Genomic DNA, 18,584 nt, shown 5'->3' on the forward strand with positions numbered 1-18,584 from the left:
GGGGGAGTGGCGTCCAGCACCACCCCCATCCTTTCACCGGCCGGCCGACCCCGCCATGTGAGGGAGGCGGTGCCCGACGCCACCGCGGCCGTCGCGGCCGTCCGCAGACGACGGCGCCACCGCGCACTCGGCGGGACGGTCACCGTTCGCCCGCCGCCGAGCCACAGTGTTAGAAAGGGGACATGGGCGGACGGTCGCGCTGGTCCCGAAAGAGGGCGGCGCCGCCGCCGAGCGGCGCACGGCGGCTGCGTGATCGGGCTCGCTCACCGAGAGGCCGACGACGGCGCGGAGAGCGGGCCGACGGCGGTGCGCGGCCACCGTCCGCGGCGCCCAGGCCGTCGCCGGCGCGCAGGTTGCCGGCCGCCCTGAGCGTGCGCACGTTCGCCACGCAGGTCTTCCTGCTCCAGGCGCTGATCATGCTCATCCTCGTCGCGGCGGCCGCCGCCGCCCTGGTGGTGCAGAGCCGCTACGACGGCGAGCGCGCCGCCGAGAACCGCAGTCTCGCCGCCGCCGAGGCGTTCGCCCACGCGCCCGGCACCGCCCTGGCGCTGCGTTCCTCGAACGCCGCCGCCCTCCTGCAGGAGCCGACCGAACGGGCCCAGGCGGGGACCGGCGTGGACTTCATCTCCGTCCTCGACAAGCGCGGCCTGCGGATCGCCGCCTCCGATCCCTCCCTCGTCGGCACCCGGGCCGAGGGGGTGGAGCGGGCCGCCGCCGGCGAGGCCTTCACCGAGACCTTCCGCGGCGAGCCGGTCGACGCCGTGCGCGCGGTGGTGCCCGTCACGGATGCCAGCCGGCGGGTGGTCGGCATGGTCAGCGCCGGGATCCGCGTCGCGACCCTCGGGCACGTGGTGAACCAGCAGCTACCGGTCATGCTGGGTTCGGCGGCCGGGGCACTGGTGCTCGCGACCGGCGGCGCGGCCCTCGTCGGCCGGCGGCTGCGCCGGCAGACGCACGGCCTCGGCCCCGCCGAGATGACCCGGATGTACGAGCACCACGACGCCGTCCTGCACGCCGTGCGCGAGGGCGTGCTCATCGTCGGCGGCGACGGACGGGTCCTGCTCGTCAACGACGAGGCCCGCCGCCTGCTGGACCTGCCGGAGGAGACCGACCAGGGGTACGTCACCGACCTGGGTCTGGGGCCGACGCTGACCCGGACCATGACCTCGGGTGAGGCCGTGTCCGACCAGGTCATCCCGGCCGGGGACCGGCTGCTGGCGGTCAACATCCGGCTCACCGAGCCCTACGGCGGCGGCCAGGGCCTGGTGGCGACCTTCCGCGACACCACCGAGCTGAGCGCCCTGTCCGGCCAGGCCGAGGTGGCCCGCGGCCGGCTGACCCTGCTCTACGAGGCCGGCGTGCGAATCGGCACCACGCTCGATGTGCGGCGCACCGCGGAGGAACTCGCCGACGTCGCGGTCCCGCGCATGGCCGACTTCGTCACCGTGGAACTGCTCGACTCCGTCCTGCGCGGCGAGGAGCCCACCGGCGCCGTGACCCGGATGCGGCGCACCGCGCTGAGCGAGACCCGGACCGGGCACCCGCTGCAGGCGGTCGGCGACCTGATCCGGTTCGTGGTGGCCGACACCCCGATGGTCGCGGCGCTCTACGGCGGCCGGGCCGTCCTGGTGCCGGACCTGCACACCGCCGAGGACTGGCGGGCCCACGACCCGCAGGGCGCCCGGCGGGCCCTGGAGTACGGCATCCACTCGCTGATCACCGTGCCGCTGCGGGCCCGCGGCGTGGTCCTCGGCATGGTCAACTTCTGGCGTGGCGAAGGCTCCCCGGCGTTCGAACAGGAGGACATCGCCGTCGCCGAGGAACTGGTGGCCCGGGCGGCCGTCGCCATCGACAACGCCCGCCGCTACTCCCGCGAGCACGCCATGGCGGTGACCCTGCAGCGCAGCCTGCTGCCCCGCGACCTGCCGGAGCAGGACGCGCTGGAGGTCGCCTGGCGGTACCTGCCGGCCCAGTCCGGTGTGGGCGGTGACTGGTTCGACGTCATTCCGCTGCCCGGGTTCCGTGTGGCACTGGTCGTCGGGGACATCGTCGGCCACGGAATGCACGCGGCGGTCACCATGGGCCGGTTGCGCACCGCGGTGCTGAACTTCTCCTCCCTGGACCTCGCCCCGGACGAACTGCTCGGCCATCTCGACGAGATGGTGGCGCGGCTGGACGCCCAGGCGGAGACGGCCGAGGGCGCTCCGGAGCCGCTCACCGGCACCACCTGCCTGTACGCCATCTACGACCCGGTCAGCGGCCGGTGCACCCTCTCCCGTGCCGGGCACCTGTCGCCGGCGGTCGTCGACCCGCGCGGCCGGGTGACCTTCCCCGACATCCCCCTCTCACCGCCGCTCGGCGTGGGCGGCTACCCGTTCGAGTCCGGAGAGCTGCGGCTGGCCGAGGGCAGTCGGCTGGTGCTGTTCACGGACGGGCTGGTCGAGGACCGGGGGCGGGACATCGACGAGGGTCTCGACCTGCTGCGTGGGGCCGTGCCCCGGCCGGACGGCACACCGGAGGAGACCTGCCGGGTGCTGATGGAGACGATGCTGCCCGCCCACCCCAGCGACGACGTCGCGCTGCTGGTCGCCAGGACGCGGCTGCTCGACCCCTCCCGGGTGGCCACCTGGGACGTGCCGTTCGACGTGACGGAGGTCTCCCGGGTCCGCGCGAATGTCGGCCGCCGGCTGCTGGAGTGGGGTCTGCAGGAGGTGTCGTTCAGCACGGAACTCATCCTCAGCGAACTCCTCACCAACGCCATCCGCTACGGCGCGCCGCCGGTCTCGGTGAGGATGCTGCTCGGCCGCACCCTGGTGTGCGAGGTGGCGGACGGCAGCAACACCTCGCCGCGGCTGCGCCGGGCCGCCATCACCGACGAAGGCGGCCGCGGCCTGTTCCTGGTCTCGCAGTTCGCGGAGGGCTGGGGCACCCGCTACGAGGCCCACGGGAAGGTGATCTGGGCCGAACAGAACCTGGGCGGCGCCGCCGGGCCCCCGGACATGACGGCACTGATCGACGAGATGGCCTGGTGAGCGGCCGGCCCGCCCGGCGGGTCAGGCCTCCAGGGTGACGGTGCCGAGCCGAGCGGTCACGGCCGGGTCGCGGTGGTCGAAGAACAGCGACGACCCGGTGTCCAGGGCGGCGACGGCAGCCATCTGGTCCGCGGTGAGTTGGAAGCCGAAGACGTCGAGGTTCTCGGCCATCCGCTCGGCGCGCACCGACTTGGGGATGACCACGACATCGCGTTGGACGAGCCAGCGCAGCACGACCTGCGCCACCGACCGGCCGTGCGCCGCGGCGATCTCCTTGAGCACCGGGTGCGTGAAGAACTGGTTGCGGCCCTCGGCGAACGGCCCCCACGACTCGATCTGCACGCCGCGCCCGCGCATGAGTTCCTGGTACTGCGTGCGCTGGAAGAAGGGGTGGGTCTCGATCTGGTTCACCGCCGGGGTGATCTCGTTGTGGTCGATGAGGTCCACCAGGCGGTCCGGGTAGAAGTTCGACACGCCGATGGCCCTGACCAGGCCCTCACGGTGCAGGCGCTCCATGGCGCGCCAGGAGCCGTAGACATCGCCGTAGGGCTGGTGGATCAGATACAGGTCGAGGTGGTCCAGACCGAGCTTGCGCAGCGAGGTGTCGAAGGCGCGCGCGGCCCTGTCCTCGCCTGCGTCGGAGGACCACAGCTTGGTGGTGACGAAGAGTTCCCCGCGGGGGATGCCGCTGCGGCGGATCGCGCGGCCGACGGCCTCCTCGTTGCCGTAGGCGGCGGCGGTGTCCAGCGACCGGTAGCCGGCCGCGAGGGCGTCGCTGACGGCCCGCTCGGTCTCCTCCGGCGGGATCTGGTACACGCCGAAGCCGAGGATCGGCATCTCGACGCCGTTGTTCAGGGTGACGGTCCGCACGGAATTCTCTCCCACGCTCGTAGGCGGTCGGTGGACGGTCACCCGCCGCACGGCGGCGCCTCGCGGCCGGTACGCCGACCGGCGGCTTGCGGCGCCCCGCGCGGCGAGCGGTTGTCGGCGGTGCCGTCCCGGCCAGAAGGTCGGGGCGGGACGGACGACGCCCCGGCCGCGTGTCCACCCGGCCGAGGCACGCACCGGCCGCGCCCCGCGGGCAGCGGTGGGCCGGCCGCTTGACGGGTCAGGAGCGTCCCCTGGCCATCGCCGTCGTCATCAGGCCGAGGACGACCGCGACGCCTCCGGTGATGGAGTTGCTGACGATGGTTCCCGTCGTCGTCGAGGCGTTCTGCATCACCCACGGCGCGATCACGGCCCAAGCGCCGATTCCGGCCGCCGCCCAGCCCATGCCGAAGGTGCGCTCGAAGGCCGAGCCGAAGCCCAGGGCCAGGACGGCCAGGGCGATCCCGGTGACCAGGTTGCTGACGGCCAGCGGGTTGCCGTTGAAGCCGATCACCCAGGGGGAGATGGCCAGGTACAGGCCGGTGAGGAGAGTCAGCCCCTCCGTCGCCTGCGCGGCGGGTTGCACCGACACCTCGGCTGCCCGGGCGCGCATGGCCTGGATGTCAGGGTGTTCCTCGATGCGCGAGTGCATGGCCACGTCGTCACCTGCTTCCTTTCCTCGGCGGATCTTCCTTATCTCCCGCGTATCCGAGGAAAGGTGAGCCAACCATGCTTCTGCGGGACGATTCTGCACCAGGTGTCACGATCCGATCACGCCGTCGCCGAGCCGCTCACCGGGCCGGGAACCGCAGGGTCTCGTGCTCGTAGTCCACGGTCACGTTGCCGAACGCGCTGAGGACGTCGGAACCCAGCAGGCCCTGGATGCCGGGTGCGCCCCGGGGCGTGTCCACGTCGATCACGGTCACCTCGGCCGGATCGAGCTCGACCTCGCCGGCCTTCCACTCGGACACCTTCACCACGGGCACGGTCCGCGTACCGGTGACACCGGTGACGGCCTGGCGCTCGCCGGTGCGCGGCAGACCGAGTTCACGCACCACGTCGTCGTCGACGGCGCTCGCGGAGGCGCCGGTGTCCAGGACGAACCGGAGGGGCCCCTCGCCCTGGATGGTCACCGGCACGAACACGATGACCTGCCCGTCGTTCTCCACCACCGACAGCGGGATCTGCCGATCGCCCGCCGTCACCGCCGGGGACGTGGCCGAGGCGCCCCCGCCGGGCTCGCCGCCGACGCATCCGGCGGCCACCAGGACGGCCGTCACGCACAGGGCCGGCACACCTGCCGGGCTTCGGAGGAAGGCCATGGCTCGCCTCCTCGTCACCGGGACTGTCCCGCTGCCGGAGTCCCCGTGAGGATCCGCCCCAAACGGCCGGGCCGCTGTTTCGCCGCGGGACGGCGTACGGGGTGACGGCGGCACGGCGGTACACCGGGAAGCGGAGCGCTCCGCCAGGGGGAACCGCCGGTCAGGGCGCCTCGGCGGTCAGCGCGTGCTGGTCGGTGAGGGCGATGGCCAGTGATCCGGCGGCCGTCGGATGCAGGGGGGCGCGGTCCGTCGGCCCCTGTACGTACGGCTGCGCGCTGCACAGACCGTGCCCCGTGAAGTCCGGCCGCACCGCCGGGAAGCCCGCGGCCTCGGCCCCCTCCCGCAGCACGGTGTTGAGTGCGGCCAGCCGCGAGCGCAGCGTCCGCACCTTCCGCTCGGTGAGGTGCTCCGCGCGCAGGCAGCCGACATCCGGTCCGAACGGGTCGTAGTACTCGTTGACCAGGACGGCAGGGTGCCCGGGGAGGGCGGCCAGCTGGCGCAGCAGCCGACGGTAGTCGAGGGCGAACCGGGCGAGACGGTCCTGGAAGAAGGCGGTGGTGGCACGGTCGTCGCAGGTGGGGGAGGTTGCGCACAGACCGACCAGGTCCGCCCAGCGCACATCGTTGGCCCCGACACTGACGATCACGTAGGAAGCTTCCGTCGCCCGCCGCGCCTGGGCCAGCTGCGGCGGCGCCACCTGGTCGCCGACGATCTGCACGCCGAGGATGCCGTCGCGGACGGTGGCGCCGGCGCAGGCCAGGTTGAACACGTCCCAGCCGTTGGCGCGGGCCAGCGCCCGCGGGTAGGAGTCCGCGCTGCGTCGGCACGCCGCGTCGAGCGCGGTGGGGTCGGGCAGCGGGCCGTTCCCGGTGCCCGCCGCGGTGGAGTCGCCCAGGACCACCGCTCGGACGTCGCCCAGCGCCGCCCCCTCGGCCCGGGGCACCGGGGCCAGCGGGCTCTTGCCCACCAGGTCCTCCAGGGACCGCACCTGGCGCAGCGCCCGCGGCGTGTCCGAGGCCAGCAGATAGAAGCCGACGGCGTTGACCGCGGCCACCAGAGCCACACCGCCGGCCAGCACCAGGGCGACACGGCGCGGGGGCATGCGGCGCAGCCCCGTCCAGGCGGCCAGGGGCAGCACCACCAGACCGGCGGCGATCAGGGTCTCCCAGGCCCCGTAGCGCAGCCAGCCGGCCGCCAGCTTCCGGCCGACGTCCAGGGTGAGCCGATCATGGTCCCCGGACCGCAGGAGCCGGGCCACCTCGGCGTCCTCCTTGATGTGGGCGAGTTCCAGCCGGGGCCTGATCGGGCCGTCGAAGTCAGGTTGGGTGGGGATGCTCTGGCCGAACAGATCGAGCTGCCCCGGGCCGGACAGACTCCACTCCAGCGGCGCGGCGCCCACCCGTACCGTCTGACCGGCCGCGGACACCGGTTGCAGCGGAGTGATCCGTACCGCCAGCCACACCGCGGCCAGCGCCAGGGCCGAGAGGCCGAGGAGACGCAGGGAGGCGGCCGCGATCCGCCGCCGCGTCCCGCGACCCTGTCGTGGGGTCGGCCGGTGCCGCCGCGACCTCATCGGGCCCGGGTCCGTCCCTGTGCCGCCGGCCGGTGCGACAGGCCCGCGGCCGGCGGCGGGAGTGTGCCGGGCGGCACGTCACCGGGGGCCCGCGTCGGCCGCCGGCGCCGCTCCATCCGTGTCACCCGCCGGGGGAGGGAGAGGTGAGCCCCGGCTCCTGGGTGGCTTCCCGGTCGACGTAGGTGGGGAGCTGGGCGTGGGCCTGCAGGGCGATCTCGCCGGCTCGTTCGAAGCGCAGGGTGATCCACACGTAGTCCCCGGCACGGATCTCCTGGCGCAGGCCCCTGAGCAGCAGGTGAGGGTTGCCCTTCTTCAGCTCGACGAGACGGCCGGTGGGTACCTCGACGGGGCCCCGCACGGTGCCGTCCGCGGACACGATGTCCACGGACTGGGCGGCGGTCGTCTCCGCGCCGAGCAGCCGGTCGGGCTGCTGCCCCTGATCGAACAGCCAGGCGTAGAAGGGGGCGTCGTCCCCCCTCTCCCAGGGGCCGTCGGTGGGCTCTGCGATGTGCCCGTACCGGATCAGAACCGATCCCACACGTGCGTTGGCACCCGGCGGGTTGTGTGTGATGTCGTCGTCGGCGGAGCATCCCGCCACGCCCACGGTGGCGAGACAGCCCGCCGCGACGACGGCGACCGCTCTCCGCCACGGTCCAGCGATCCTCACGCGCATGACTGCCACCTTCCTCCGGCACCGTCCGGACGCTCTCGGTTCACCCGCCGACACTTGTGCCTGGCCCCCGTCCCCTGCGTGTCTGTGCCGGTGCGGCTTCCGGGACTTACCGGCCTGCTCGCCACATGCGCGGAGCCGGAAATGGCCTCTGAGACGCGGCGGCCGGCCCCGAAGCCTGCCCGGCGCCCGGCTGCCCGCCTCACCCGGAGCGTCGCAGCACCGCAGCCATGCCGCCGCCGTGCCGCGGCCACCGGCCGGCGGCCGGCCGTCGGCGCAGGCTCCCGGCGATCGCCGTACCTGCGGTGGTGGCCACGGCAGCCCCCACGGCGAGCGGCCGGCGGTGACGGGACACCCAGAGCTGGAGACTGCGCGCATGGGCCTCGCTGTCGAACTCCCCGTGCGCCCCGTGGTCGGTTCCCTCGGCGTTGTCCGCGGGCTCCCACAGGTTGGCCGGGCGCGACGGGTCCACCGGGTCGTCGGTCTGCTGCCCGCCGTACCCGCTGCGCGCCAGATACCGGTCGAGCAGGCCGGGAACGACCTTCTGGGCGAGCAGGGTGGCGACCGTGGAACCGCCGACCCAGTACTCGCGTCGGCCGGGGTGATCGGCGGCGTACAGGATGCCCCGGGCGGCGACCTCCGGCTGGTAGACGGGGGCCACCGGGCGCGGATGCCGGGGCAGACGGGTGCGCACCCAGGTGAACTGGGGGGTGTTCAGGCCGGGCAACTGCACCATCGTGACCCGCACTCCACTGCCGTCGTGCAGCAGTTCGCAGCGCAGGGACTCGGTGAACCCCTGGATGGCGTGCTTGGCCGCACAGTACACCGCCTGCAGCGGGACGCTGCGGTAGGCGAGGGCCGACCCGACCTGGACGATGGTGCCCCGGTCGCGGGGCAGCATGCGCTTGAGGGCGGCCTGCGTGCCGTGGACACAGCCGAGGTAGGTGACCTCGGTGGCACGCTTGAGTTCCTGCGGTTCGACGTCCCGCACCGTGGCGAAGACGGTGGCGAAGGCGGCGTTCACCCAGACGTCGATCGGGCCGAACTCCCGTTCCACGTGTTCGGCCGCCCCGTCCACGGCCTCCGGGTCGGCCACGTCCACCACCAGCGGCAGGGCCTGCCCACCCGCCGAGCGGATCTCCTGGGCCGCCTTCTCCAGCCCCTCCTCACCCCGGGCCAGCAGCGCGACGGCGGCACCCCGCGCCCCGAAGGCGCGGGCCGTGGCGCGCCCCACGCCGGCGCTCGCCCCGGTGACGACCACCACCTGGGAGCCCGCCCCGGAGCCGTGGCCCTCCGGGGCGTGACGGTCCGCCGCGCCTGTCACTTGCGACCCCGGCCGGGCAGGTGCTCGGCGTACTGGGTGAGCTTCTGCCGGGCGCCCTTCGCGGCGATGCCGGCCTTCTCCGGGTCGCGCAGCGCCGCCTTGGCGGCCTCCTTGCCCTGGGTCTTCATGATGTGCGGCGGGATCGGCGCGATCTCGCTGTCCACCTTGAACTCCAGAACCACCGGCTGGTCACAGGCCAGCGCCTCCTCCCAGGCGTCGCCGATCTTCTTCGGGTCGCTGCACACGATGCCCTTGAGCCCCAGCAGTTCGGCGTACGCCGCGTAGGGCACGTCCGGGATGTCCTGCGAACCCGGGTACTTGGGGTCGCCGGCCATCGCGCGCTGCTCCCAGGTGACCTGGTTCAGGTCCTGGTTGTTGAAGACGCAGAAGACGAACGGCGTCGACCCGGAGAGCCGGTCCAGGTACCGCTTCACGGTGATCATCTCGTTCATGCCGTTCATCTGGAACGCCCCGTCACCGACGAACGCGATCACCGGCCGGTCGGGATGGGCGAACCGGGCGGCGATCGCGTACGGCGTGCCCGGCCCCATGGTGGCCAGCGTCCCCGACAGCGACGCCTGCATGCCCTCGCGCAGCTTGACGTTCCGCGCCCACCAGTTGGTGCCGGAGCCGGAGTCGGCGGTCAGGATCGCGTTCTCGGGCAGCCGCCGCGACAGCTCGGCGGCCACCGCCTGGGGATTGATCGTGTCGCCGAAGTGCTGCGCGGCCCACCGCTCGCACAGGTCGTCCCATTCGACGACATCCTTCTCGATCTTCTCTCGCCAGCTCCGGTCCTCCTTGCGGTGGAGCAGCGGGATCAGCTCGCGCAGGGTCTCCCTGGCGTCCCCGACGAGGTGGGCATCCATCGGATAGCGGATGCCGATCATCCGCCCGTCGATGTCGATCTCCACCCCGCGCGCCTGCCCCTCGTCCGGCAGCCATTCGGAGTACGGGAAGCTGGTGCCGATCATGAGGAGCGTGTCGCAGCCCTGGATCATGTTGTCGCTGGCCTTGCTTCCCAGCAGCCCGATCGGACCGGTCACGAACGGCAGGTCGTCCGGCAGCACCTCCCGCCCCAGCAGCGCCTTGGCCACGCCGGCGCCCAGGAGTTCGGCCGTCTCGACCACCTCGTCCTGGGCCCGGGCCGCGCCCTGGCCGACCAGGATGGCGACCTTCTTCCCCGCGTTGAGGACATCGGCCGCCTTGCGCAGTTCGCCGGGGTCCGGCAGCACCCGCGGGCGGCTCCAGCCGACGCTGGAGAACACTGAGCCGTGCTGCTTCGGCGGGGATGGCTGGGCGTCCGCCTCCTGGATGTCCTCCGGGATGATGATGGTGGCCACGCCGCGCGTGGTCAACGCCGTCTTGAAGGCCCGGTCGACCACGTGCCGGGCCTGCCCCGGATGCGTCACCATCTCGCAGAACTCGGAGACGTCGGCGAACAGCCGGTCCAGGTGCACCTCCTGCTGGTAGTGGGCGCCCAGGCTCAGCCTCTTCTGCTGGCCCACCACCGCCACCACCGGCTGGTGGTCCAGCTTCGCGTCGTACAGCCCGTTCAGCAGGTGCACGGCGCCCGGCCCCGACGTCGCCGTGCAGCAGCCCACCTCGCCGGTGAACTTGGCGTGTGCGCACGCCATGAAGGCGGCCATCTCCTCGTGCCGTACCTGGATGAACTCCGGGTTCCCGTTCGCACGGTCGAAGGCGCCGAGGAAGCCGTTGATCCCGTCACCGGGATAGCCGTACACCCTGCCCACTCCCCATTCGGTGAGGCGCTGGAGTACGTAGTCGGCGACTTCTGTCATGAGTGCTCCCGAGATGGAGGAAACGATCGACGGACGCCTGCTGGGTAGCCTCGCCCGGTGATCCGTAAACGGCGCTTCGCCGACTCGTACGGGTGGTACGGCGAAGCCCGGCGCGGGAGGCGCCCGCCGTGTGTCCCGCCTCCGTCCTCCGCCGAGCGCCCCCCGAACTCCCGTGACAGCCTCGGATGCGAAGAGTCACGCATCGAAGGCGGAGGGCCACCTGAGCGGGGCGGCCGACGGGAAACGAGGGCGCATGGGGCTGTCCGGCGGAGGGAGACCGCCGCGGCCACGTCGTGGGGAGCGGGTGGCGACCGTCGTCGACCGGCGGGTGCCGCTCAGCGAGGCCGGCAAGGAGTACCTGCGCAAGGCGTTCCCCGACCACTGGTCCTTCCTGCTCGGGGAGATCGCCCTCTACAGCCTGCTGGTCCTGGGTGGTGACAGAGTCAGGCGTGGCATCGCGATGCCGGGGGCGCCGATCTGAAGGGGGACCAGGTAGACGCCCATCCCGAGGGCGAACGGCGTGACGACCAGGTAGATCGTGCCGGAACCGTGGATGGTGAACAGCTGGTTGTACGTGTGGGCGTCGATCAGGTCCCGTTCCGCGAGGGCGAGCTGACTGCGCATCACCAGTGCGATGACACCGACCAGCAGCAGCATGGCGAGGGACGTGCCGAGGATGAGCCCGATCCGCTTGTGGTCCGTGGTCGCCACCCAGCCGAGCCAGCCGCTCGGCCTGACGGGCCGGCCCCCGGTGTCCTCCTGGTCCGACGCCGGCGGGGCGACCGTCATGCCGCCGCGCCTCCCGCCGTGTCCTGCTGGGCGTCGAGGTAGCGGTCGTACTCCTCGGGCGGAACGGCCTTCAGCCAGAAGTGCATGGTGGTGTGCCGCTGGCCGCAGAACTCGGCGCACTTGCCCAGCCAGCGTCCCTCGTGGTCGAGGGTCAGGGTGAAGGAGTTGGTGTGGTGCGGGAACACGTCCATCTTGCAGCGCAGTTCCGGGACCCAGAGCGAGTGGATCACGTCCTGCGAGGTCAGCCGCAGCCGCACCGGGCGGCCGGTGGGCACCACCAGGGTGGGCAGCCGGCCGTCCCGGCAGTTCGCGCTGACGCTGCGCGCACACTCCGCCCGCACATGGGTGAACTTCCAGCACCACTGGAAGGCGGTGACGTCGACGCGCACCGGCGCGGGCCCGGACGTCTCGTGCTCACGGTGGTTCTGCCAGGCGGTCCAGGCCACCAGGAAGACGGCGAACGCCGCGAGGACGCTGACGTAGAACGCCTCCAGGCGCGGTCGCTCGGGCCGTCCGGTCTCGCCGGGGGCGGAGCCGTGCGCGGCGGCGGACCAGGGCGTAGCCGAAGTGGGCGAGAACGACGAGGAGGACCGTCCCGGCGACGACGGCCTCCAGGGCGAAGACGGTGCCGAAGACGTCACGCTGCCTCACCGGCCGGTCTCCTCGCGCCGGGCGGTCTTCTCGTGCCGGGTGCCGGCGAGGCGGGTCCGGACGTCGTGCGTCCAGCCCCGGGGCCGCACACCGGCCCGGTGGCCCGAGGGGAAGTCACCGACCGGCATGACACCACTTCCTCACCTCGTCCATAACTGCGGCGGTCCGGACATTACGGATGATCCGGGTGCCTCGCGGCCTGACACACCGCCACCCCGCGGGCCCCGCAGCCCCGACGGCGGGCCTGTTGCGCCGCCCTCACGGCGCATCGCGCGGGGCTGCTCGGCTCGTGCGCGGCGCGGACGCGCCCACCGAGCGGTGGTCTTTCGGCGTGCCGGTGCTCTCTACGCGTCGTGCGGTGCGGGGGAGTAGTGGGCGCGCAGCTCGTGGACGACCCCGAAGGCCGCGGCGGTCGCGGGCACCGCGAGGAGCACCCCCACGATCCCGGCCACGGCCCCGCCCGCCGTCAGCGCCACGAGGATCACCGCGGGATGGATCCGCACGGTGCGGCTCTGGACCATCGGCTGGAAGATGTTGCCTTCCAGCACCTGGACCGCCAGCACCACGCCCAGCACCCACACCGCGATGGCCAAGCCGCGGTCCGCCAGCGCAACCAGGACCGCCGCGGCGCCCGAGAGGAAGGCGCCGATGTACGGCACGTAGGCACCGATGAAGACGATCGCCCCGAGCCCGAGGGCACCGGGTACACGGAGGATCAGCAGGCCGAGGGTGATGAAGAACGCGTCGATGAGCGCCACGACGGTGGTGCCCCGCATGAAGCCCTCGACGCCCTCGAAGGCCCGGCGGGCCATCCCCTCCACGAGGCCGGTGCGATCGCCCGGGACCAGCGAGCGCAGGGCGCCGGTGGCCCGGTCGGCGTCCCGCAGGAAGAAGAAGACCAGCAGCAGCGCGAGGACCGCCATGCCGAGGACCTGGACTGCGAGACCGACCCCTTGGACGACGCCGGAGGCGGCCGTTCCGTCGAGCCTGCCCAGCAGGTCCAGCGCGTCGTCCGCGAGGTCGTTCAGGGAGGTGTCGGACGCGCCGAACCGGTCGGCCAACTGCCGCACCGCCTCGCGCAGCGAGGACACGATCTGGTCCCACGTGTCGACCAGCGTCACCGTGACGAGGTACACGGCGCCGCCGACCACGGCGATGACCGCGGCGCAGGTGAGCCCGGCGGCGACGGACCGGTTGACCCGGGCCCTGACCAGCCACCGGTGGACGGGCAGCAGCAGCGCGGTGCCGAGCAGGGCGAGCAGTACGGGGATCACGGCGGACCGGAGCGCCACACACACCTGGATACCGACGTAGACGACACCGGTGACCAGCAGAATCGCGGCGCACCAGGCGGCAAGCCGACGAACGGGCTCCGGAAGCAACTGCACCCTCCCAGCGTACGCATCGGTGCGGCGGTACCCCGCGAAGGCCCGCCCGGGCATGTGCTGCGCGGTCCCGCGGCGCACCGGTGTGCATCAACCGCTTCGAGGAATCCCACCGCCCCGTTCGGGGGCGCCTCCTGACGCTGCATCAGTCCGTCGGATCGGCTCCCCGGGCAGCGACTCGTAGGGGACACCGCACTCCAGGGGGAGCAGCGGTGCGAGGGCGCCACGGGACCTTCGTACCCGTGCCCCGTGCCCGGGGGCGGGCCGCTGAAACCGGACCCGAAGACCCGCGCGGCCGGCTGCGGGCGACGTCAGCGCCGGGCGACGTGTCCGGCCAGGGCGCACAGCAGGTCGTCGACCGGGCCGAACGAGAGGACGGCCGTGGTCCCGCCCGCGCTCTCCCCGCCCAGTGGAGACAGCGCGTCATGGGCCTGAGCGGCAAGTGCCGCGTCCTCGAGCCGGATCGCCGTGTGCGCGGTGACGGCCCAGAGCGCGTCGTACAGGTGGTCGGCAGGTGGTGTGGGCAGGGCGGCCGCCGCGCGGTGGGCCGCGGCGGTGTCGCCGTGAGCGAGGTCGAGGAGGGGCTGTGCCCAGGGACGGTAGGGGCCCCAGTCGAGGCGGGGATCGGTCGGGGCGGGGCGGTCGTGACGCAGGTGGAGCGAGAGGAGCGCGAGCGGAAGCACACCGGCCTCGACCCCCGGCATGCCCGCGCCGGCGAGATCCCGGGCGAGGGCGTGGTAGGCGTGTGCGACCGCCGCGGAATCGTTCGACCGCTCCGCCAGCCGCATGGTACGGAAGGCGGCGGTGAGGACCCCCGCGAGCGGGGCCTCGTGCAGGCCGCCGAGCCGCTCGGCCTCCCCGACATGGTGGCGCGCCGCCTCCGTGCCGGTCTCGCCGCGGGCCCCGAGCACCTGGAGCTTGACCAGGTGCCCGAGGATCTCGAACGCGGGGAGGTCGTGGCGCCGCGAGACGACGATCAGTTCGTCGGCGAGGGCGTCCCGCTCGGCGGTGCGTCCGGGCCGCTGGAAGGACTGCACGAACCGGGCGTTGAGCGCGAGGACCAGCACGCCCGGGTCGTGCAGCTCCCGGGCCAGCCGTTCCGCCTCGGCCGCGGCCTCGGCGGCCCAGCGGTCCCGGGTTCCGCGGTGCTCCAGCCCGAGCGTGGCGAGGAGCCGCGCCCGCAGCGCGGGCGGCGCCTGGGGCCCGAGCCGGTGCAGGGTGCGCCGGACGGTCGCCACCAGGGCACGGGAGCGCTCGGGATCGTCGGCGCGCGTCCAGACGGTGGGGACGTCGTACGCGGCGATCACACGGGCGGTCAGGCCGGGGTCCCCGCTCCGTTCGGCCTCGGCGGCCGCCGCGGCGCGCTGCTCCTGGGCGAGGACGAGGTTGGTGCCCCCGGTGACCGCGGCGGCCCTCGCCACCGTGCTCATCGAGCGAAGCCGGGTGTAGGTGCCCGTCGCCTCCGTGCGCGTGAGCAGGCGCACCCGCTCCTCCGACAGGGGGGCGGGCGTCAGGTGCGGAGCGCGCTGGAGGATGTCGCGTTCGAGACGGTCCAGGGCGTCCACCGCGTCCAGCCCGAACCGGTCCAGCAGAGCGGTCCGCGCGGACCGCAGCGAGGCGAGCGCGTCGACCTGACGGCCGGCCTGGTAGAGGGCGTGGGACAGCAGGGCCCAGGCGCCCTCCCGCCACGGATGGGCGGCCATGAACGCCTCCAGCTCCGGTACGAGGGCCGCGCCGCGCCCGAGGCGGAGCAGGGCCTCGGCGCGCAGTTCGACGGCCTGACTGTGCAGCTCGGCCAGACGGGCGCGCTCCGGCGCCAGCCAGGGCGAGGCGTCGAGGTCGGCGTACGGCTCGCCCCGCCACCACGAGAGCGCTTCGCTCAGTGCGTCAGCCGCCTCGGCACCGGGTGCGTCGCGGGCGGCCCGAAGGGTGTCCTCGAAGCGGTGGGCGTCGACGTGTGCGCGGGGGACGCGCAGGGCGTACCCGGTGCCGACGGTCTCGATGGGGCGCGAGCGGGTCCGGGGGAGACGGTCCGGTTCGAGGGCCCGGCGCAGCTCGGAGACGAACGTGCGGACCGTACCGGCCGCCGTGGGCGGAGGGTCCTCCCAGAGATCCGCGACCAGCACCGGGAGCGAGACGGCCCGCCCGCCGGCGGCGACCAGCCGCCCCAGAACCTCACGTCGGCGCCGGCTGCCGACGGCCACCGGCCGGCCCTCGGCATCCGTGACCAGGATCGGCCCGAGCACCTTGACGAGCATCTGCATGTCCTCATTGTCCTCGGCCGCCAGGGTCCTCGGCCGCTCGCGTCCTCGGCCGCCCGTGTCCACGGGCGGCCCGGCTTCGGGCCGTCGCCGCTGATCCGCCGCTGATCCGGCCGGACGATCCTGTTCTCGTTCACCCACCTCCCGCGGGCGGTACTGGCTTACGGGTTCGACAGAAGGAGACGACGGCGCGATGGGCATCACCCTCGACGGATTCACGACCAGGCGGATCGGCGTGTGCGACGGCATCGAGCTGACCGCGGCGGTCGGTGGGGAGGGGCCCGCGATCGTGCTGCTCCACGGCTTTCCCCAGACCCATCTGATGTGGCGGCACGTCGCTCCCGTCCTGGCCGAGAACCACACCGTGGTCTGCCCCGACCTCCGCGGATACGGCGCCAGCAGCAAGCCGGACGCGGTCACCGAGGACACCTACTCCAAGCGGGCGATGGCCGCCGACGTCGTCGGCCTGGCCGACGCACTCGGACTCGACCGGTTCGCGCTGGTCGGCCACGACCGCGGCGCGCACGTCGCCTTCCGGGCCGGTCTGGACCACCCGCACCGGATCTCCCACCTCGGGATTCTGGACATCCTCCCCACCCTGGACATGTGGAACGTCCTCCACGGCGTCGGTGCGGCGGTGGGCTTCCACCTCTATCTGATGGCCCAGCCGCCCGGCCTGCCCGAGCGGATGATCGCGGCCGGCGCCGACACGTTCTTCGGCCACTTCCTCGATGTCTGGTCCGCCGGTTCGGACGCCGTCCCCGCGGATGTGCGCGCCGAGTACCTCCGCGCCTGCGCCGCCGCCGTCCCGTCGATCGTCGCCGACTACCGGGCCACCGCGACGATCGACATCGAGCACGACCGGGCCGACCTGGACGCCGGCCACCGGCTCACCATGCCGGTGACGGTGGTCCAGCAGGACTGGGGCGCCCAGTTGGGCTTCGACGCCGCGGCGACCTGGCGTCCGTGGGCCACCGACCTCCGGCACGTCACCACCCGGGCGGGCCACTTCATGGCCGAGGAGCGGCCCGAGGACATCGCCGCCCTGATCCTGGAACTGGTGAAGCGATGAGCCGCGGCTCCCCTGCCGTCAGAAGGTGGCACGGGCACGCAGGCGAGCGCAGCCGAGACGGAACAGCCGGCACATGGGGCTCGTCCGGACGACTGCGACTGCCGACGGAGACGGCTGTCGGCTGTCGATCGACGACGGCTGACCACTGAGCGACTGCCGAGGCGGGCGGCGCGGTCAGTGGCGGCCCGGCGTGCGCGGATTCTTGGTCTCGGCGCCGTGCGCGAAGCCGCCCGCGTCGTCGGCGTCGCGATGCGGCTCATTTTGCTTGTCCAGCCGGGGCAGCACCCGGCGCAGGTCCCGCAGGAGCAGGTCGGCCAGGTCGTGGCTGAAGCCGTTGCGGATCACGATGCGCAGCGCGGCCAGGTCGGTGCGGTTCTCCGGGAACGTGTAGGCGGGGACCAGCCAACCGTTCTCGCGCAGGGCTGCGGAGACGTCGAACACGCTGAAGTGCTCGATGCCCTCGCGCACCCGGAACGCGAACACGGGGAGTTGGCTGCCGTCCGTGATCAGCTCGAACGGACCCAGCTCGGCGATCTCCCGCGCCAGGCGCGTGGCGACGTCCCGGCAGGTCTGCTGTACGCGCCGGTAACCCTCGAAGCCCAGGCGCAGGAAGTTGTAGTACTGGGCGACCACCTGGGCTCCGGGGCGGGAGAAGTTGAGCGCGAAGGTGGGCATGTCGCCGCCGAGGTAGTTGACGTGGAACACCAGCTCCTTGGGCAGGGCGCTCTCGTCGCGCCACAGGGCCCAGCCGACACCGGGCATGACCAGGCCGTACTTGTGACCGGAGGTGTTGATGGAGGCCACGCGGGGCAGACGGAAGTCCCACTGGAGGTCCGGGTCGAGGAAGGGGGCGATCATCGCTCCGGAGGCGCCGTCGACGTGGACGGGGATGTCCAGCCCACTGCGGGACTGCAGGTCGTCCAGGGCGGCGGCGATGTCGGCGACCGGTTCGTAGCTCCCGTCGAAGGTGGAGCCGAGTACGGCGACGACCCCGATGGTGTTCTCGTCGCACAGCTCGACCGCCTTCTCCGGCGTGAGGCAGTACCGGTCGCCCTCCATGGGGACGTAGCGGGGCTCCACCTCGAAGTACTCGGCGAACTTCTCCCAGCAGATCTGCACGTTGATGCCCATGACCAGGTTGGGCCGGTCGGTGGACTTGCCCTCGGCGCGGCGGCGGTGCTGCCAGCGCCGCTTGAGCGCCAGCCCGCCCAGCATGGCGGCCTCGCTGGAACCGGTGGTCGAGCACCCGATCGCCTGCCGGGGGTGCTCGGCGTGCCAGAGCCGGGCGAGCATGTGCACGCAGCGGGTCTCCAGCTCCGCGGTCTGCGGATACTCGTCCTTGTCGATCATGTTTTTCTCGGCGCACTCGTCCATCAGCCGCCGGGCCTGGGGATCGGCCCAGGTGGAAACGAAAGTCGCCAGGTTCTGCCGGGCGTTGCCGTCGAGCATGAGCTCGTCGTGGACCACCTGATAGGCGGTCTCCGGTTCCATCTCCCCGTCCGGCATCGCGTACCGGGGAATCCGGACGGGTTCGCGACTGAAGACGGGGTTGATATGCAGGTCCCGGTTCTTCTCGCGGTCGTCGTGCTGCACACTCATACGCCCTCGGCTCTCTGTGCTGCGGTGATGTGCGGCCCTGTCGGGAGTGCCCTGCCGGGCGGCGGTGAACCGGCGGCGCGGCAGTGTCCGTACCCCCATGGTGTGGACGGGGGCGAGGCCCGCAAGCGGGAATCCTTTCCGCCCGGAGGCGTGTTCGCGTGGGTCGGCACAGCGCCCCGTGCAGCGCGGGTGGGACGGATCGCCCCTTGCCGCACCGGACGACACGGCACCCGCGGCGAT

At 73.0% G+C, this 18,584-nt stretch carries 16 protein-coding genes; 3 read left to right on the forward strand and 13 right to left on the reverse strand.

Annotation, left to right across the window (positions count from 1 at the left end):
• Positions 1-416: 416 nt before the first annotated feature.
• Positions 417-3,032: a SpoIIE family protein phosphatase gene (locus tag AC3ET3_RS32230; RefSeq protein ID WP_432138202.1), complete on the forward strand. Its 2,616-nt coding sequence runs from the start codon at positions 417-419 to the stop codon at positions 3,030-3,032.
• Positions 3,033-3,053: 21 nt separating this feature from the next.
• On the opposite strand, the gene AC3ET3_RS32235 is transcribed toward AC3ET3_RS32230, so the two are convergent.
• From AC3ET3_RS32235 to AC3ET3_RS32265, 7 genes are all read right to left on the reverse strand, one after another.
• Positions 3,054-3,902 (reverse strand): aldo/keto reductase, encoded by an 849-nt coding sequence (locus tag AC3ET3_RS32235; protein ID WP_435613397.1) that lies wholly within the window; start codon positions 3,900-3,902, stop codon positions 3,054-3,056.
• Positions 3,903-4,140: 238 nt separating this feature from the next.
• A complete protein-coding gene (locus tag AC3ET3_RS32240; protein ID WP_432138203.1) occupies positions 4,141-4,551 on the reverse strand; it encodes an SPW repeat protein in 411 nt (136 codons plus the stop codon).
• A gap of 139 nt (positions 4,552-4,690) precedes the next feature.
• A complete protein-coding gene (locus tag AC3ET3_RS32245) occupies positions 4,691-5,221 on the reverse strand; it encodes a retropepsin-like aspartic protease (protein WP_432138119.1) in 531 nt (176 codons plus the stop codon).
• Between the two features lie 160 nt (positions 5,222-5,381).
• Positions 5,382-6,794 (reverse strand): SGNH/GDSL hydrolase family protein, encoded by a 1,413-nt coding sequence (locus AC3ET3_RS32250; RefSeq protein WP_432155295.1) that lies wholly within the window; start codon positions 6,792-6,794, stop codon positions 5,382-5,384.
• Between the two features lie 121 nt (positions 6,795-6,915).
• A complete protein-coding gene (locus AC3ET3_RS32255; protein WP_435613398.1) occupies positions 6,916-7,467 on the reverse strand; it encodes a copper chaperone PCu(A)C in 552 nt (183 codons plus the stop codon).
• 199 nt (positions 7,468-7,666) lie between these two features.
• A complete protein-coding gene (locus AC3ET3_RS32260; protein WP_432155293.1) occupies positions 7,667-8,788 on the reverse strand; it encodes an SDR family oxidoreductase in 1,122 nt (373 codons plus the stop codon).
• A complete protein-coding gene (locus tag AC3ET3_RS32265) occupies positions 8,785-10,587 on the reverse strand; it encodes a thiamine pyrophosphate-requiring protein (RefSeq protein WP_435613399.1) in 1,803 nt (600 codons plus the stop codon). The genes AC3ET3_RS32260 and AC3ET3_RS32265 overlap by 4 nt, the downstream gene beginning before the upstream one ends.
• A 304-nt stretch (positions 10,588-10,891) precedes the next feature.
• Between AC3ET3_RS32265 and AC3ET3_RS32270 the strand changes: the two genes are divergently transcribed.
• Entirely contained in the window at positions 10,892-11,068 is a 177-nt protein-coding gene (locus AC3ET3_RS32270; protein ID WP_432138207.1) for a hypothetical protein, read from the forward strand.
• Here AC3ET3_RS32270 and AC3ET3_RS32275 read toward each other — a convergent pair.
• From AC3ET3_RS32275 to AC3ET3_RS32295, 5 genes are all read right to left on the reverse strand, one after another.
• Positions 10,999-11,376 (reverse strand): cbb3-type cytochrome c oxidase subunit I, encoded by a 378-nt coding sequence (locus tag AC3ET3_RS32275; protein WP_435613400.1) that lies wholly within the window; start codon positions 11,374-11,376, stop codon positions 10,999-11,001. The genes AC3ET3_RS32270 and AC3ET3_RS32275 overlap by 70 nt on opposite strands.
• A complete protein-coding gene (locus tag AC3ET3_RS32280) occupies positions 11,373-12,017 on the reverse strand; it encodes a cytochrome c oxidase subunit II (protein ID WP_432138125.1) in 645 nt (214 codons plus the stop codon). Before AC3ET3_RS32280 ends, AC3ET3_RS32275 begins: the two co-directional genes overlap by 4 nt.
• A 6-nt stretch (positions 12,018-12,023) precedes the next feature.
• Entirely contained in the window at positions 12,024-12,155 is a 132-nt protein-coding gene (locus AC3ET3_RS32285; protein WP_432138126.1) for a hypothetical protein, read from the reverse strand.
• Positions 12,156-12,371: 216 nt separating this feature from the next.
• Complete coding sequence (locus AC3ET3_RS32290) at positions 12,372-13,415, reverse strand: AI-2E family transporter (protein ID WP_432138127.1); 1,044 nt, start codon at positions 13,413-13,415, stop codon at positions 12,372-12,374.
• A 308-nt stretch (positions 13,416-13,723) separates the two neighbouring features.
• Positions 13,724-15,676 carry an AfsR/SARP family transcriptional regulator gene (locus AC3ET3_RS32295; protein ID WP_432138128.1) on the reverse strand — a complete coding sequence of 651 codons (1,953 nt, stop codon included), beginning with the start codon at positions 15,674-15,676 and terminating at the stop codon, positions 13,724-13,726.
• Positions 15,677-15,866: 190 nt separating this feature from the next.
• On the opposite strand from AC3ET3_RS32295, the gene AC3ET3_RS32300 reads away from it, so the two are divergent.
• Positions 15,867-16,745 carry an alpha/beta fold hydrolase gene (locus tag AC3ET3_RS32300; protein WP_435613401.1) on the forward strand — a complete coding sequence of 293 codons (879 nt, stop codon included), beginning with the start codon at positions 15,867-15,869 and terminating at the stop codon, positions 16,743-16,745.
• A gap of 174 nt (positions 16,746-16,919) precedes the next feature.
• Here the strand turns inward: AC3ET3_RS32300 and gad are convergent, their stop codons facing one another.
• Positions 16,920-18,344, reverse strand: a complete 1,425-nt coding sequence (gene gad, locus AC3ET3_RS32305; RefSeq protein ID WP_435613402.1) for a glutamate decarboxylase — start codon at positions 18,342-18,344, stop codon at positions 16,920-16,922.
• Positions 18,345-18,584 lie beyond the last annotated feature (240 nt).

The sequence above is a fragment of the Streptomyces sp. bgisy159 genome (genome assembly GCF_057707805.1).

Coding starts and splice junctions, on each gene's coding strand:
- gad (WP_435613402.1), bottom strand. CDS start 18,344: ATGAGTGTGCAGCACGACGACCGCGAGAAGAACCGGGACCTGCATATC.
- AC3ET3_RS32265 (WP_435613399.1), bottom strand. CDS start 10,587: ATGACAGAAGTCGCCGACTACGTACTCCAGCGCCTCACCGAATGGGGA.
- AC3ET3_RS32245 (WP_432138119.1), bottom strand. CDS start 5,221: ATGGCCTTCCTCCGAAGCCCGGCAGGTGTGCCGGCCCTGTGCGTGACG.
- AC3ET3_RS32250 (WP_432155295.1), bottom strand. CDS start 6,794: ATGAGGTCGCGGCGGCACCGGCCGACCCCACGACAGGGTCGCGGGACG.
- AC3ET3_RS32295 (WP_432138128.1), bottom strand. CDS start 15,676: ATGCAGATGCTCGTCAAGGTGCTCGGGCCGATCCTGGTCACGGATGCC.
- AC3ET3_RS32300 (WP_435613401.1), top strand. CDS start 15,867: ATGGGCATCACCCTCGACGGATTCACGACCAGGCGGATCGGCGTGTGC.
- AC3ET3_RS32230 (WP_432138202.1), top strand. CDS start 417: ATGCTCATCCTCGTCGCGGCGGCCGCCGCCGCCCTGGTGGTGCAGAGC.
- AC3ET3_RS32275 (WP_435613400.1), bottom strand. CDS start 11,376: ATGACGGTCGCCCCGCCGGCGTCGGACCAGGAGGACACCGGGGGCCGG.
- AC3ET3_RS32255 (WP_435613398.1), bottom strand. CDS start 7,467: ATGCGCGTGAGGATCGCTGGACCGTGGCGGAGAGCGGTCGCCGTCGTC.
- AC3ET3_RS32285 (WP_432138126.1), bottom strand. CDS start 12,155: ATGCCGGTCGGTGACTTCCCCTCGGGCCACCGGGCCGGTGTGCGGCCC.
- AC3ET3_RS32240 (WP_432138203.1), bottom strand. CDS start 4,551: ATGCACTCGCGCATCGAGGAACACCCTGACATCCAGGCCATGCGCGCC.